At 38.8% G+C, this 13027-nt stretch carries 15 protein-coding genes; 8 read left to right on the forward strand and 7 right to left on the reverse strand.

The features are described from left to right. Positions 1-75 precede the first annotated feature (75 nt). A complete protein-coding gene (gene hisG / locus H6G68_RS02120; RefSeq protein WP_127056753.1) occupies positions 76-708 on the reverse strand; it encodes an ATP phosphoribosyltransferase in 633 nt (210 codons plus the stop codon). A 55-nt stretch (positions 709-763) separates the two neighbouring features. Here hisG and rppA point away from each other — a divergent pair, with 55 nt between their 5' ends. Both rppA and H6G68_RS02130 read left to right on the forward strand, forming a co-directional pair. Beyond that, positions 764-1456, forward strand: coding sequence for a two-component system response regulator RppA (rppA, locus tag H6G68_RS02125; RefSeq protein ID WP_190905328.1), 693 nt, complete (start codon positions 764-766; stop codon positions 1454-1456). 83 nt (positions 1457-1539) lie between these two features. After that, entirely contained in the window at positions 1540-1926 is a 387-nt protein-coding gene (locus H6G68_RS02130; protein WP_190905136.1) for an Hpt domain-containing protein, read from the forward strand. An 85-nt stretch (positions 1927-2011) separates the two neighbouring features. Here the strand turns inward: H6G68_RS02130 and H6G68_RS02135 are convergent, their stop codons facing one another. The 4 genes from H6G68_RS02135 to H6G68_RS02150 all read right to left on the reverse strand — a co-directional run bounded on the left by H6G68_RS02135 (position 2012) and on the right by H6G68_RS02150 (position 5904). Further along, positions 2012-2905 (reverse strand): bestrophin family protein, encoded by an 894-nt coding sequence (locus H6G68_RS02135; protein ID WP_190905137.1) that lies wholly within the window; start codon positions 2903-2905, stop codon positions 2012-2014. Positions 2906-2974: 69 nt separating this feature from the next. Further along, the gene (locus H6G68_RS02140; RefSeq protein ID WP_190905138.1) at positions 2975-3364 is read right to left on the reverse strand and encodes an STAS/SEC14 domain-containing protein; all 390 of its coding nucleotides are present in this window, start codon (positions 3362-3364) and stop codon (positions 2975-2977) included. Positions 3365-3970: 606 nt separating this feature from the next. Then, positions 3971-4348, reverse strand: coding sequence for a hypothetical protein (locus H6G68_RS02145; RefSeq protein WP_190905139.1), 378 nt, complete (start codon positions 4346-4348; stop codon positions 3971-3973). Positions 4349-4836: 488 nt separating this feature from the next. Beyond that, a complete protein-coding gene (locus H6G68_RS02150) occupies positions 4837-5904 on the reverse strand; it encodes an NAD(P)/FAD-dependent oxidoreductase (protein WP_190905140.1) in 1068 nt (355 codons plus the stop codon). A 118-nt stretch (positions 5905-6022) separates the two neighbouring features. Here H6G68_RS02150 and H6G68_RS02155 point away from each other — a divergent pair, with 118 nt between their 5' ends. Together H6G68_RS02155 and H6G68_RS02160 are read left to right on the forward strand one after the other, a co-directional pair. Continuing rightward, entirely contained in the window at positions 6023-6865 is an 843-nt protein-coding gene (locus tag H6G68_RS02155; protein ID WP_190905141.1) for a YaaW family protein, read from the forward strand. Beyond that, the gene (locus tag H6G68_RS02160; protein WP_190905142.1) at positions 6847-8157 is read left to right on the forward strand and encodes an O-antigen ligase family protein; all 1311 of its coding nucleotides are present in this window, start codon (positions 6847-6849) and stop codon (positions 8155-8157) included. Before H6G68_RS02155 ends, H6G68_RS02160 begins: the two co-directional genes overlap by 19 nt. A gap of 159 nt (positions 8158-8316) precedes the next feature. Here H6G68_RS02160 and H6G68_RS02165 read toward each other — a convergent pair whose 3' ends face one another. Further along, positions 8317-8934 (reverse strand): Uma2 family endonuclease, encoded by a 618-nt coding sequence (locus H6G68_RS02165; RefSeq protein ID WP_190905143.1) that lies wholly within the window; start codon positions 8932-8934, stop codon positions 8317-8319. A gap of 203 nt (positions 8935-9137) precedes the next feature. On the opposite strand from H6G68_RS02165, the gene H6G68_RS02170 reads away from it, so the two are divergent. After that, positions 9138-9662 carry a Ycf51 family protein gene (locus H6G68_RS02170; protein WP_190905144.1) on the forward strand — a complete coding sequence of 175 codons (525 nt, stop codon included), beginning with the start codon at positions 9138-9140 and terminating at the stop codon, positions 9660-9662. Here the strand turns inward: H6G68_RS02170 and H6G68_RS02175 are convergent. Then, positions 9657-9785: an alpha/beta hydrolase gene (locus H6G68_RS02175; protein ID WP_190905145.1), complete on the reverse strand. Its 129-nt coding sequence runs from the start codon at positions 9783-9785 to the stop codon at positions 9657-9659. The genes H6G68_RS02170 and H6G68_RS02175 overlap by 6 nt on opposite strands. 232 nt (positions 9786-10017) lie before the next feature. On the opposite strand from H6G68_RS02175, the gene H6G68_RS02180 reads away from it, so the two are divergent. The 3 genes from H6G68_RS02180 (at position 10018) to H6G68_RS02190 (ending at position 13006) form a co-directional block, all read left to right on the forward strand. After that, positions 10018-11169 carry an iron-containing alcohol dehydrogenase family protein gene (locus tag H6G68_RS02180; protein WP_190905146.1) on the forward strand — a complete coding sequence of 384 codons (1152 nt, stop codon included), beginning with the start codon at positions 10018-10020 and terminating at the stop codon, positions 11167-11169. A 90-nt stretch (positions 11170-11259) separates the two neighbouring features. Continuing rightward, positions 11260-12468, forward strand: a complete 1209-nt coding sequence (locus H6G68_RS02185) for an aspartate aminotransferase (protein ID WP_190905147.1) — start codon at positions 11260-11262, stop codon at positions 12466-12468. 223 nt (positions 12469-12691) lie between these two features. Then, positions 12692-13006, forward strand: coding sequence for an ArsR/SmtB family transcription factor (locus H6G68_RS02190; protein WP_190905148.1), 315 nt, complete (start codon positions 12692-12694; stop codon positions 13004-13006). Positions 13007-13027: the final 21 nt, after the last annotated feature.

Below are 13027 nucleotides of genomic sequence, written 5' to 3' on the forward strand. Positions count from 1 at the left end.
AATTCTTATATAGAAAGAGTTTTGAGCCTATTTATTCTATCAATCTTCACAGTAAATTAGTATAACTGATTACTTTTAAACTCCCTCTCTTAGCTGTTCCACCAATTGGTGCAAATTACCCATATTGAGCCGATAACTGAGAGGATGAGCAATTAATCTGGCTGTACTTTCATACAAAGTCGCAATCTCCACCAAACCATTTTCGTTCAAAGTCCGTCCTGTAGAAACTATATCTACAATCGCCTCAGACATCCCCGTAATCGGACCTAGTTCAACTGAACCATATAAAGGAACTATTTCCACAGGTAAATCCAGACTTTGAAAATATTCCCGCGCACAATTCACATATTTAGAAGCAACTCGACCGTGAGCAGGTAAATCTACAGGTAATTTGTAAGGACTAGAGGCTTTTACCGCTACTGACATCCGACAATAACCAAATTGCAAATCTACTAATTGTGCAACTTGCGGCTTTTTTTCACTCAGTACATCATAACCCACAATACCCAGCTGTGCCTGACCATATTCTACATAGACAGGCACATCTTGCGCCCTTACTAGCAGAGCCTTCGCTTGTCCACTAGCATCAGGAATTTGCAGTTGACGGGTTCCAGAATCTAAAAAAGCACTAAAGTCTAATCCCACAGATTGCAGCAGGCGGATGCTATTTTTAAGTAATTCCCCTTTTGGTAGTGCAACAGTCAGCATTCTTTTTTTTGGTGTCTTTGTCTTTGCGGTTTATTATATGCTTAGTACAAGCAGGATGAGAATTTTATTAGTCGATGATGAAGTTGAATTAACTGATCCCTTGAGTCGCGTCTTAGCTCGTGAAGGTTATATTGTAGATGCTGCTTATGATGGAATAAACGGCAGCCAACTTGCACAAGCAGGCAGTTATGATTTACTAATTTTAGATTGGATGTTACCTGGAAAAACAGGGTTAGAAATTTGTCAGGAATTACGACACCAAGCTAAAACCACTCCGGTGCTGTTTCTCACTGCTAAAGATACTCTAGATGACCGTGTGCAAGGTTTAGATGCTGGTGCAGATGATTATTTAGTCAAACCCTTTGAATTGCGGGAGTTATTAGCAAGAGTCCGTGCTTTGTTGCGTCGTTCTGGTGTGGAGACATACAGCACGACAACAGGACGCTTAGTAGTGGCTGATTTAGAACTTGATATAGAAAATCAAGTCGCTTATCGTCAAGGACGAATTATTGAACTCTCACAAAAAGAAAGCCAACTACTACAATTTTTAATGGAAAATGTTGGACAATTATTGACTCATGCACAAATCATGCAACATTTGTGGCAAGATGAAGAGCAACCTGGTAGCAATGTTATCGCTGCATTAATTCGCCTATTGCGTCGCAAAGTTGAAGTAGATAATGAATCGACACTTATCCATACAGTTTACGGTAAAGGCTATCGTTTCGGCTCTACAGTAGTTGAATAATATCAATCTCAATTAACATTACTTTTTGAAAAGTCACAGCTTTTAAATATGCAGTTTTTTTTTAATATGGGAATTAGCAAACTATGGATGAAACATCTAAAGCTATGCTGAATAATGTGCTTGATGCCATTGCCTTAAACGAGTTAAAAGATACTATTTGCAATAATATCGTTGAAGAATTTATTCAAATAATTGATACTTATTTGGAAGATACACCTCAACGTTTGCGATCTCTTAGTAATGCGATTATTCAAGGGAATGCAAAAACACTCCAATTAGAAGCTCATTCTCTTAAGTCTAGCAGTGCGATTGTTGGGGCAAAAAACTTATCTTTACTTTGTAAGCAATTAGAAAAATTGGGACGTGATGGCAATATAAATGATGCGGTGTTATTAGTATCCCAAGCTATGGCAGAATACGCGCAAGTAGAGGCAGCACTGCAATGGGAATGCAAGGTACAGCATTCGTAATTCGTAATTCGTAATCTCACATCTTGCACCAACAAAAATTGATGCAATTTAATCACACAGTATAATCCTACTGAATAAGTTAAATTTATTTATTCTGCACGCTGGGACGAAGGCTGATTAAATCGTCAATATTGAGTTTCATTGTGCGGCAAATCATATCTAGTGGCAAGTCATTGGCATCGTATCCAAAGGGATTTTCAATTTCTAAACCAATAGCTTCAATACCTAATAGAGTAAAGCTAACTAAAGCAGAAATTAACCCCGTCCACCCAGTCAGACTTTGTACTATTTGAAAGGGTAGTAGTAAGCAATACAGCAATAATAATTGCTTAAGATGAATGGAATAAGCCAGAGGAATTGGTGTTTTTAAGATACGTTCACAAGCCCCTAAGTTATCCACTAAATTATTTAATAATTCTTGCATAGCTGCTAACTGGTAGCTATTGATGCAATTACGGTTATATTGTTGTTGTAAATAATCTCCAATCCAGAAAGCCACCTCTATGGGAGGATTATTCATAGTTTTTAATTTAATAAACTTATAATCTGGTATTAATTCTTCTAATTCACTATCTATGGTTTCTCCTCGTAAATGCAGTTTTGTCGCTACAGAAAAAGCAACAAGTAAATTTAAAGCATCAATTTTATGATCTTTATCTTCGGGTTCTATTTCATCAACAGATACCCAAATTTGTCTGGCTAAATTTCGGGTAGTATTTACTAGAGAACCCCAAATTTTTCTACCTTCCCAAAAACGTTCATAAGCTGTGTTTGTACGAAATACTAGTAATAAGCCTAATACTATACTGGGGATAATACTTCCTAAAATAGGTTGGGAAACTGGGAATTTAAAATAATAAAGTATCGAGACTAATACACCAAAAGCTCCACACCAGAGAACATCTTTATAAATTGATCCGATGACTGAGCCTTTTACCTGTAATGCTATTTGGAATCCTTGCAGGTTCTTAGTTTTCATGCTGTCACTCTCAACAATAACCCTACATAATATATTTAATATATTATTTATTTGGCGAATGGATGTAATTTACGTCCCAAACCCTAAATTTTGCACTAATTCAGTCAAAGTAATACCATGTAAAAGCGCCAAATTTGCCAAATATTCTAATCGGTGTGCTTGTAATTTATCTATCTGTTCACTGAGGTGTAATAATTCTCTATATTCCTCATCTGTAAGTCTTTCTTCTTCTCTTTTAGCTATTAATTTATTGTGATAATTTAGAAAGGTAGAAGGAATATCCTGATGAGTTTGTAGCAACAATTCTCCTTCATTTTTTAGCAGGTTATCAGCTTTTTTGTGAGCGTGTAAAATAATAATTTGAGATACAAATTTCTCTAAATCTGGCTGTTTCAACTGCTCAACAGCCTTGACCAAGTGTTGTAAAGATAATTGAACTTCAAGTTTCACTGTTGACATTTTTTACATCTCGCCAGCTAATTGGTAAATTTTCTATACACATAGACTGATGAAAATCAGTATACAGGATGATTCAAAATTAAAAATTAAAAATTCAAGACAGTTGGAGTAGGGGACTTAAACCCCCTGAATCAGTTCAAATGTGCCGCATCTAAACAGTAATTGTTAAATTAATTATATTCTTACTAAGAAATATTAAGTTTTTATCCCATTTCCGCCTAATCACTTATCAAAAAAAATTCTCCGCGTCTGTGCGTCTCTCTGTCTCCGCGTCAGTCTAAATGATAAGTATATCTCTGACGAGACGCTACGCGAACAACCGGACATGATATTACCCCCAAGTAGCCATCATACACTGCTGACAACAAGAAGCATGAAAATATTTCTCCATGTCTGATATGAAGTTAGGTTAAATTCAACAGAACTGTAGAGACGTTATCTACAACGTCTCTACACTGTGGTTTAATTAACCGAAAATTGGTGTGAGCAAATGTCTATACTTAACAAGTTATCAACTGAGTGCTGACCAAATAATTACGAATTCGTAATAATGCCTCCGGCATTATTATCAATTACGAATTATGTTGACGATTCTTGTTAGAGGTATCAACCAAACCAGTGAGAAGGTTGACAACCTAATTGAACAGTTTCACACAGTTGATGACTAATCGAATCTCCTTTTTCTTGGATAATCGAGAAAATGCCTTGGTGAATCAAATTTTGGAGGTGTAATTGTTGTTCTAAAGGATTACGAGATAACTTGTAATTTAAACAGCTATCTTTTTTATCATCAGCTAGGGTAGTTTGACTATCAGAAGTTTCGCTGTAAAATCCAGGAAGCCGATTGATAACAAAGGAAATTAGCTCTTGGCGTAAATCCGGTATGGCAAAAACTTGTTGATAGGGTTGGTATGGATATGTATCTAAAACACTTTCAATTTCGCCGATGACTGATTTGTGTGTTAACTTGACTGCGGTTTTCATAATTTATGCTCTCCTTTTTAATCGAGTCAATGATTGGTGCTACAAAAAAGTTATCTGAATGTAGATTTTGTAATGATAAGCAGTTAGAGGCAGTTTCGGGATCAGACTCCACACCCCTAATCAACTATTTGATCCTGACGAAATATGATATTGTTAATCTTTGCTGAATTTTAGTTTTAATTTATACTGAAATGAGAGTATAAAATATCTAAAAAAACTCAAGAGACTAATCAATTGGTGACATTCTGTAGCTTTAAAACTAATTATTCCCAATTTACAATAATTTGGCAAAAATCTACATAAAACGCAGCATAAGCTATTGGGGATCAATTATTGATGTCAAATTCGGTTGATTAGTTATACTTGTGGAAGTGGATGTTGGGTGACGACGCGATTTGGTGATTTATCGATGAGCGTTATCAGTTAATTATCATGTCTAACCCAACCTAAAAGGTCTTCACAACCTCCCCCAGGATGGCTATAAGTAATCAGACATCCTCCAAAAGGTCTAAAAAATTGACATTCTCTAGGAGTAGATGATCTAGTTGATGATCAATTTCACCAGCAGCTGCAAGTCCAGAGAGCATTGCTCCTGCTACTAGATTCCCTCCACACCAATCACCACAGCAAACTAAAGGTGGGGAAGTATTGGCAGATAAACAAGTTACATCTAAAGGGAGACGAGGAAAGGCATAACGCCAGCGATGTATTTGCATCCATTCAGGATTTTTCAGCCAGGGAAGCGCTAAAGATTCAGCAGCTTTCTCCAACATATATTGTCCTACTGGTTGTAAATCTGGGGTTTCTAGATGAGTTTGGGCAAGTTTGGCACTACTTTGCAGTACAAAATGAGGTTGTTCTGATTGGAGACGCTTGCTACTATCGAATCCCATCCATCCTAAATCTGCATGATCAACAAAAGTTAAAGCTTTCCAGTTGGGAAGGGGTTGGGAATGGGCAGGATATCCCATCATCACACTAATAGAAGGGTCAAATTGGACAGAACCCAGGCGATCTAAAAATTCAACATCTAATATAGTTTTTTCTAAGGGTGCTAATAGATCCCAAGCTTGGGGTGAGGGGATAGCGACTACTACGGCTTTGGCGGTTAATTCGGCTTGATTCGATTCTAGGGTGATCCGCCATGTATTTTCTGGGGTGGTGTTAAGAGCGATCGCACGTTGATGGAATAAAATTTCTAAATCTGGAGTCAGCGCTTTCGCTATCGCACTCATTCCCGCTGGTGCAACATAGTATAATCCGGGCTTTTGTGTCCTGAGTCCTGAGTCTACCTGGAATTTATCAACGGTATCTGTCCAAAGTTCGATAATATGGCGATCGCGCAAAATCTCCACAAACCTGCTCAATAATTCACCTTGAGGCTGAATATAACAAGCACCATGATCAGCACAGGTTCCCTGTAAACGGCGTGTAGCGACTCTTCCCCCCACACCACGAGACTTTTCTACCACCACCACGGAATAACCAGCTTGACGTAACTGCTGGGCGCAGACTAAACCGGATATCCCAGCACCAATTATGGCAATATCAGTCATACTATTTTTGGATTTTAGATTTTGGATGGGAAAGGCTAGATCATCCTGATTTTAAGACTGCCGAAAGCTGATAGTACAATAAGGTACAGACAATCTGCACAAAAAGGAGGATGAGAAATTGGATGAACTGAGGCCAGTACTAGAGTTAGCCACCGAAGAGGAACTACAGGACTTAACAGCTATTCTGTTTAGTCGTAAGTTCAATCCCCTAGATTATGTTCACACACCAGAACCCATCGTGGTGCAAAGTCAAAACCACAAAGCTTGGTTAGACACCATAGAAAACCGCTTTCGTTTTTTAGCAGCTGATGGGATGACGGTATTACGGGGACGTAGTTACCAAGTCACTTACCGACAAACATTAATTCAAGTCTGTAAGTATCTGAAAATAGCCTATTATCAAAATTTAACAACAGTTGATTTAGAAGCAGAAATATTTTTGCACCTGTTAGGAAAAGTTTGGAAAAAGCTGCCAGAACCAGAACAGCAAAAATTAACCACACAAGTGCAGCAACAGCTTTTAACATCAGAACTTAAACAACCATTACCACTGTCATTACAAAAAGATCCTTTAGGATTAATTTTTAAAGGTGGTAGCGCCTTAGCTGTAACTTCTGTCATCCAACCATTTGTACTCAAACAAATTGCCAAACAATTTGCTCTCCATTTTGCTACTTATCAAGTAGCTAAACAAGCAGCAATTACAGGAACAGAAGTAGCCAGCAAACAGTTTCAAAGCTATATAACAGCCCAAATGGCGCGACGGAGTATGACTGTAAGTGCGGCTCGTTATGGTGCAGTTCGCAGCATATTTGCTATTGTTGGGCCAATGATGTGGACTTGGTTTTTGGCTGATTTGGGGTGGAGAGCGATCGCAACTAACTACGGTCGAATTATTCCTACTATCTTCACCCTAGCGCAAATTCGTCTCACCCGTGCAGAATGTTGGGAGCCAGCTTGAACAAGGCTTTTTATCATCCCAACCCACGATTACAAACCCCTTGGAATTTTCTACAATTTGGACTACTATCTTTCCCAATTAGTCCATTTTTGGGCGGTATCTCTATAGTTGTGGCATCATTGCTCACTTGGCGCAAACAATACCATATCATTAGCGATCGCCCAATTCACAAGGGATTTGCTTTTTTGAGTATATTACTACTCATTACCACCGGATTTGCCTCTCATAAACTAGAGGCTTTTTTAGGTTTATTCAATTTAGTACCCTTCTTTTTGTTTTTTACTGGACTAACTCCCCTCATTCAAACACCCGCCCAATTACGACAAATATCTTGGATCATGGTGTTTGGTTCTGTCCCGGTTTTAATAATAGGCTTTGGGCAATTATTTTTCGGTTGGAATTTCCAAGTTCAGTTTTTATGGATTGTCTTAGATTGGATAGTTGCACCAGGAGGATTACCACCAGGACGCATGGCGGCTAACTTCATGCACGCTAATACTTTAGCCGCATATTTAGTAACTATTTTCATTTTGGGTTTAGGTTTATGGATAGAAAACTATCACAAACTTAAGCAAAAAAATAGTCTGATTATCTTCTTAACAATTACAGTATTAGCCAATTTCATCGCCTTAATTTTAACTAATTCTCGCAACGGCTGGGTTATCGCTATTAGTGCTTGTTTAGCCTATGCTTTATATAAAGGTTGGCGATTAATTGTTGCTGCTGTTGTCAGTATTGCCAGTAGTTTTTTATTAGCAGCTTTTGCACCTACACCGATTGCCCAATTTTTCCGTAGTTTCGTTCCCTACGTGATTTGGGCGCGGTTAAATGATGATATGTATCCTGATAGACCAGTGGCATTGATGCGAAAAACTCAATGGCAATTTGCCTGGAATTTAACTCAACAACATCCTTTCACTGGTTCAGGTTTACGCAGTTTTAGCGGACTCTACAAAGCAGAGATGCAAATTGATTTAGGTCATCCCCACAACTTATTTTTAATGCTGTCTGCGGAAACTGGTTTAATTACAACTTTGCTATTTTGTGGTTTACTTGCTTGGATAATAATTGCCGCTAGTCAACTTTTATGGAAATCCAAATCTATAGAACCAGAAAATAAATTAATCTTCTTTAGTTATCTGATCACCTTTATCGGCTGGATATTATTTAATACTGTTGATGTCACCACTTTTGATATTAGGTTAAATACTCTCTCTTGGGTATTTGTCGCTGCATTATGCGGAGTTATTTATCAATATCAATCACGTCATAAACAGAATTTAACAGATTAAAATAGATATCATTTCATTCCTCGCAGCCGACTTCGTAAATAATTAAACGCAGATGGACGCAAATGGACGCAGATAATTTTGTACTTCATTAGACTAGGAAATGCTATATTAATTATTCTGTCTTGTAAATATCATTATGATTTATAAAAGGTTAAGATATCACAAATTATGAATTTGACTAGCACTAATCACCTGCTCAACTGTGATATTTAACTCTGGAAAAGTGGGAGAAATAATTTTATCTTTTCCTGTAAATGCCTTGACTTGATATTTGCCATTAATCAATTCATAAACAAACACAGTTGGTAATTTGGGATTACCTAAATAACTCCTAGAAGCAATAGCTAAATAATCGACAATCCAATATTCTTTAATTCCCAGATTTTCATATTCTTCTAATTTATCAACATAATCATCTTCCCAATTAGTTGATGTTACTTCTACAGCTAGTTGAATCGCTTCAATCACAGCACCGTAATTAGTCACATTAGCATTCCATAAATATGCACTTACCACACTCACATCTGGATTTCTTCCTCTTTGTTCACCATTGCTGGTGCAGGTTCTAATAACTATATCTTTATCAACAATATAATCAAGTCCTAAGCGCCGAATTTCATCGTTAAAACCAAACATTAAAAATCTAGCTACATTTTTATGCGCTCTAATTGCTTCCACTTTGACAATCTCTCCATTTACCAATTCATAAATACCATCATCAGGGTGCTGTTCCAGAAATTCTATAAAGTTCAATTTTTTCAATATAATGCTAGTCATACTAACCTCCTATTTACATGAGGACATCAATAAAATAATCTTCTTCACTAATATATTTTAGTACCTTAACGTAAGCTGTTAGTTAGGGAACTCTTAACAGGGAACACCTGGTTATGGAAGTGCTAACCGTTGCGAAAACTCTTGTCTTGCTTCTCACGTGTGTAAACAGTAGGTAAAATGGGTATGTCCGTAATTAAAACCTTATGCCTAGTACAGCTAATTTTCTGCAATACACCCAATGGTGTGGTATTGCGACGATAGTATTCGCAGTCCTGACAATCTTGGCTTTCCTGTTCAAATGGGGCTTTCGCTTTCGACTGGTGGGAACAACAGGCTTTATGCTGGTACTAACAGCGGGGTTATTTTCACTTTCCCTAGTTCCTCTGAGTCGCACAGTTATTCCGGGTGCTGTGAAATACACCCTAGTTTATGACAACGGTTCTAACCAAGCAGTAATTACAACCACACCGGAAATTACCCCCACGCAATTAGAAGCAACTTTACGTCAAGCAGCTAGTAATCTCTATTCTCCTGGTCGCTTAGGTAGCGGCAATAACAAGCAACTGACAGTCCGCGCCCGCACCATTATCCACCCAGAACCAGGTTTGTCTATACCCGTGTACTTGGGTCAAGTAAACCGCGCTCTAACCAGTCGTGAAGACCCAGAAATGGCAGTTGAAGTTTATTTAGACAAGTTTGCTTCATTACCAAAACCTACAGCTTCATAGGGAATAGGGAATAGGGAATGGGTAATTGGTAATTGGTAATTGGTAATTGGTAATTGGTAATTGGTAATTGGTAATTGGTAATTGGTAATTGGTAATTGGTAATTGGTAATTGGTAATTGGCAAATTCTTTCCCCCTGCACCCTGCACCCTGCCCCCTGCACCCTGCACCCTGCACCCTGCACCCTGCTCCCTGCCCCCTGCACCCTGCACCCTGCACCCTGCTCCCTGCCTTCTAACTCCTGAATTTTGCTGTATATTTTTCCCTATTACACAATTTTTTTGTCACCTATAATACAATAAAGATTATTTTAAAATTTGATTAAGAAGTATCAATACTTTTGGCAAAATAGTGACCATGCCTAATCAACATTCTACTGAAACTTTGTCTACTCAAACCTCTAGTTCATTTTTGAGCCTGACTGTTTCCCCTGGGAAAGTAATTCGCGGTGCGGGTGTGTTGTCCACAGTTGCGTCTGAAGTCGCTCGTTTGGGAACTCGTCCGTTTATTGTGTCAGGAAACCATACTCTCCATATTAGCCAAGAGAGTTTACAACCTATTTTTCAATCCCAAGAATTACATACTGTCTCAGTTTCTTATGGTGTTGATTGTTGTGAAGCGAGTCTGAAAGCTTTACGCAAAGCCGCCAAGGAACATAAGGCTGATATCATTGTCGGTGTTGGTGGTGGTAAAGCCCTAGATACGGCTAAATTAGTTGCCCATCAATTGAAGTTACCAGTTGTTACAATTCCCACCTCTGCGGCTACCTGTGCTGCTTGGACTGCCCTTTCTAATGTATATTCGGCAACGGGGGCGTTTTTGTATGATGTGGCTTTATCTCGCTGTCCAGATTTGCTGATTTTGGATTATGATTTGATTCAGACTGCACCCCAACGAACTTTAGTGGCAGGAATTGGGGATGCGATCGCTAAATGGTATGAAGCATCAGTTAGTAGTGGACATTTACAAGAAACTCTAATTATTGCCGCAGTCCAGCAAGCACGGGTTTTACGAGATATTTTGTTCCAAAAATCCGCCGTTGCTTTACAATCGACCGGGAGCGAAGTTTGGCAAGAAGTTGTAGACGCAACAGTTTTACTAGCTGGTGTAATTGGTGGACTTGGTGGCGCACAATGTCGCACAGTTGCCGCCCATGCCGTCCATAATGGCTTAACTCACATTGCTGGACATGGTAGCATTCACGGGGAAAAAGTCGCCTATGGCATCTTGGTGCAATTGCGGTTAGAAGAAATGATCCAGGGAAATCAATTAGCAGCATCAGCAAGACAACAATTGTTGAAGTTCTATGCAGAGATTGGACTACCCCAAAAATTAGCAGATTTGGGATTAGGTAATATCACTCTGGGCGAATTACAAACAGCAGCAGAAACTAGTTTAGAACCGAATTCTGATATCCACCGGTTACCATTTAATGTGGCGTTAGAACAATTAATGGCCGCAATGGTTTCTACCACTGCACCAAACCAATTAAAAATTAAAAATGGGTAATTGGTAATAGGTAATTGGTAATTGGTAAAATTTTCATCTATTCCCAGTCTCCAGTCCCCAGTCCCCTGTTTCCTATTTCGAGGTTATAGAATGAATTTGAGTTGGATTACTCCCGCAGCACGTATACAAAAATTGCCACCTTATGTATTTGCCCGTTTGGACGAATTAAAGGCTAAGGCTAGAGAACAAGGGCTAGATTTGATTGATTTGGGTATGGGAAATCCTGATGGACCCACACCCCAACCTGTAATAGAAGCCGCAATGGCAGCTTTGCAAAATCCGGCTAATCACGGTTATCCCCCATTTGAAGGGACTGCGAGTTTCCGCAAGGCAATTACTAAATGGTACAATCGCCGTTATGGTGTGGTACTTGATCCTGATAGTGAGGCTTTACCGCTGCTGGGTTCTAAGGAAGGGTTGGGACATTTAGCGATCGCTTACATCAATCCCGGTGATACTGTTTTAGTACCTTCACCATCCTATCCTGTTCACTTTCGTGGCCCCATCATTGCTGGGGGAGTTATCCACAATTTAATTCTCAAAGAAGAAAATAACTGGTTAATTGATTTAGCTGCTATTCCTGAGGAAGTGGCCAGAAAAGCCAAAATCCTCTATTTCAATTATCCTAGTAATCCTACCGCTGCCACCGCCCCCCGTGAATTCTTTGAAGAAATTGTTGCTTTTGCGCGGAAGTATGAAATCCTCTTAGTCCATGATTTATGTTATGCAGAATTAGCTTTTGATGGTTATCAACCCACTAGCTTGTTAGAAATTCCCGGTGCAAAAGATATCGGTGTAGAATTTCACACCCTTTCCAAAACCTATAATATGGCAGGTTGGCGTGTGGGGTTTGTAGTCGGAAATCGTCATGTGATCCAAGGTTTACGGACTTTAAAAACCAATTTGGATTATGGCATTTTTTCCGCTTTACAAACAGCAGCAGAAACAGCTTTGCAACTTCCTGATTCTTATTTACATGAAGTCCAACAACGTTACCGCACCCGTCGAGATTTTCTCATTGATGGTTTAGGAAAATTGGGTTGGAATATTCCCAAAACCGAAGCGACAATGTATCTATGGGTAAAATGTCCTGTAGGGATAAATTCCACAGACTTTGCTTTGAATATTTTGCAGCAAACTGGTGTGGTTGTCACTCCTGGTAATGCTTTTGGTGTTGGTGGTGAAGGCTATGTGAGAATTAGTTTAATTGCCGATTGCGATCGCTTGGGTGAAGCTTTACAAAGATTCAAAGAAGCTGGAATTCGCTATCAACCAGAAGCAGTAGTTTCTGCGTCATAATTGAGGTGACAGGGAACAGAGGAGACATGGGGACACGGGGACACGGAGACGCGGAGACACGGGGACACGGAGAAAATTAAGAATAACTTAATTACCCATAATCACCAATCCCTAATTACCAATTACCAATTACCAATTACCAATCACCAATTACCAATCACCAATTACCAATTACCAATCACCCAATTTTCAATTTTCAATTTTTAATTTTTAATTTGAAATAATGCCAATTGCTACTCACAATTCAATTGTAGCGGGTTTTCATGCCCTCTCTGACCCGATTAGAATTAGCGTCCTAGAATTGCTACGTCAACGTGAACTTTGTGTATGTGATTTATGTGATGCTTTAGAGATAAGTCAGTCAAAACTTTCTTTTCATCTCAAAAATCTTAAAGAAGCTGGCTTAGTTAATGCCCGTCATGAAGGACGCTGGATTTATTACAGTTTAAATTTGCCCCAATTTCTGGTTTTAGAACAACATTTAGCAGATTTTCGCCTCAATCATATCATGTCAAAACCTCGTTCTTGCTGTGATTAACAAGCTGGATAATATCAAGAC

This window comes from Anabaena catenula FACHB-362 (assembly GCF_014698735.1).
GTDB classification, from domain to species: Bacteria; Cyanobacteriota; Cyanobacteriia; order Cyanobacteriales; family Nostocaceae; genus Anabaena; species Anabaena variabilis_A.

Bases quoted from the DNA above. Each gene is read 5' to 3' on its own strand.
- hisG (WP_127056753.1), bottom strand. From the start codon at position 708: ATGCTGACTGTTGCACTACCAAAAGGGGAATTACTTAAAAATAGCATC.
- rppA (WP_190905328.1), top strand. From the start codon at position 764: ATGAGAATTTTATTAGTCGATGATGAAGTTGAATTAACTGATCCCTTG.
- H6G68_RS02130 (WP_190905136.1), top strand. From the start codon at position 1,540: ATGGATGAAACATCTAAAGCTATGCTGAATAATGTGCTTGATGCCATT.
- H6G68_RS02135 (WP_190905137.1), bottom strand. From the start codon at position 2,905: ATGAAAACTAAGAACCTGCAAGGATTCCAAATAGCATTACAGGTAAAA.
- H6G68_RS02140 (WP_190905138.1), bottom strand. From the start codon at position 3,364: ATGTCAACAGTGAAACTTGAAGTTCAATTATCTTTACAACACTTGGTC.
- H6G68_RS02145 (WP_190905139.1), bottom strand. From the start codon at position 4,348: ATGAAAACCGCAGTCAAGTTAACACACAAATCAGTCATCGGCGAAATT.
- H6G68_RS02150 (WP_190905140.1), bottom strand. From the start codon at position 5,904: ATGACTGATATTGCCATAATTGGTGCTGGGATATCCGGTTTAGTCTGC.
- H6G68_RS02160 (WP_190905142.1), top strand. From the start codon at position 6,847: ATGTTGGGAGCCAGCTTGAACAAGGCTTTTTATCATCCCAACCCACGA.
- H6G68_RS02165 (WP_190905143.1), bottom strand. From the start codon at position 8,934: ATGACTAGCATTATATTGAAAAAATTGAACTTTATAGAATTTCTGGAA.
- H6G68_RS02170 (WP_190905144.1), top strand. From the start codon at position 9,138: ATGCCTAGTACAGCTAATTTTCTGCAATACACCCAATGGTGTGGTATT.
- H6G68_RS02180 (WP_190905146.1), top strand. From the start codon at position 10,018: ATGCCTAATCAACATTCTACTGAAACTTTGTCTACTCAAACCTCTAGT.
- H6G68_RS02185 (WP_190905147.1), top strand. From the start codon at position 11,260: ATGAATTTGAGTTGGATTACTCCCGCAGCACGTATACAAAAATTGCCA.
- H6G68_RS02190 (WP_190905148.1), top strand. From the start codon at position 12,692: ATGCCAATTGCTACTCACAATTCAATTGTAGCGGGTTTTCATGCCCTC.